Raw genomic sequence first — 1664 nt, forward strand, 5'->3', positions numbered from 1 at the left:
CCAGTCACTCCTGTTGCACCAGTTAACCCAGTTCCTCCCGTTGGGCCGGTTGAGCCGGTTATTCCTGTCGCGCCTGTTAATCCAGTTGAGCCGGTTAGGCCCGTTGCGCCTGTCGATCCGGTTTCTCCAGTTACCCCCGTTGACCCTGTTGGGCCGGTTACTCCAGTTACACCCGTTGATCCGGTTATACCAGTTACACCTGTTGGGCCGGTTACTCCAGTTACACCCGTTGATCCGGTTATACCAGTTACACCTGTTGGGCCTGTTATGCCGGTTGATCCGGTTTCTCCAGTTACCCCCGTTGACCCTGTTGGGCCGGTTACTCCTGTTACACCCGTTGATCCGGTTATACCAGTTACACCTGTTGGGCCTGTTATGCCGGTTGATCCGGTTGACCCCGTTACCCCGGATGCACCCGTTGCTCCGGTTGATCCTGTTTCTCCGGTCGCACCAGTCACTCCGGTTGTGCCTGTTGGACCGGTTACTCCTGTCGATCCGGTTGATCCTGTCACTCCCGTTGGACCAGTTGGGCCAGTCACACCGGTTAAGCCTGTCGCGCCTGTTATTCCGGTCGATCCCGTTACGCCGGTTACTCCTGTTGACCCTGTTACTCCGGTTGCGCCAGTCGCTCCTGTTATCCCCGTTGCCCCAGTCACTCCAGTTGAGCCCGTTTCTCCGGTTATACCAGTTGGGCCTGTTACTCCGGTTGTGCCGGTTTCTCCCGTGGCACCGGTTACTCCGGTTGGACCGATTTCTCCAGTTACCCCTGTTGCACCGGTTGACCCAGTTCCTCCTGTTGGGCCAGTTTCTCCCGTTGCTCCAGTTACTCCAGTTGCACCGGTTGAGCCGGTTACACCAGTTGGGCCTGTTGAACCAGTCGAGCCGGTTGCTCCTGTTGGGCCTGTTACTCCCGTTGCACCCGTTTCTCCTGTTGAGCCAGTTGCCCCAGTTGAGCCCGTGACCCCAGTTGGGCCGGTTGAGCCGGTTACACCAATTGGACCAGTTTCTCCGGTTGAACCAGTTACACCAGTTGGACCTGTTACTCCAGTCGATCCGGTTGAGCCCGTGGTTCCGGTTTCTCCTGTTGATCCTGTTGCTCCTGATGGTCCAGTTGCTCCGGTTTCTCCTGCTGGGCCTGTTGCCCCAGTCACTCCAGTTGACCCCGTTTCTCCTGTCGATCCGGTTGGGCCTGTTACACCAGTTGGACCCGTTTCTCCCGTTGAGCCAGTTGCTCCTGTTGCACCTGTTACTCCGGTCACTCCAGTTAATCCCGTCGCACCAGTTGATCCGGTTTCTCCTGTCGATCCGGCTACTCCTGTTGGGCCTGTTACTCCAGTCACTCCTGTTGAGCCCGTTACCCCAGTTGGGCCGGTTTCTCCGGTTATTCCTGTTGCCCCAGTTACACCGGTCGCCCCGGTTGCACCTGTCGATCCGGTTTCTCCCGTCGCCCCGGTTTCTCCTGTTGAGCCAGTTTCTCCTGTTGAGCCCGTTACCCCAGTTGGGCCGGTTTCTCCGGTTGATCCAGTCGGTCCTGTTGCACCAGTCGAGCCGGTTGTTCCCGTTCCCCCGGTTACACCAGTTACCCCAGTCGCTCCTGTCGATCCCGTTTCTCCGGTTGTTCCTGTTACACCTGTTGGGCCGGTTACACCTGTTGTTCCAGTCAC

1 protein-coding gene is annotated in these 1664 nt (G+C 58.0%); it reads right to left on the reverse strand.

The window, feature by feature from the left end; translation table 11 throughout:
- Positions 1 to 1664, reverse strand: a 1664-nt coding sequence (locus V7728_RS20225; RefSeq protein ID WP_335371383.1) for a beta strand repeat-containing protein, incomplete at both ends; no start/stop codon positions are given.

This window comes from Bacillus sp. JHAA, from assembly GCF_036961585.1.
Lineage (GTDB): Bacteria > Bacillota > Bacilli > Bacillales > Bacillaceae > Bacillus > Bacillus velezensis.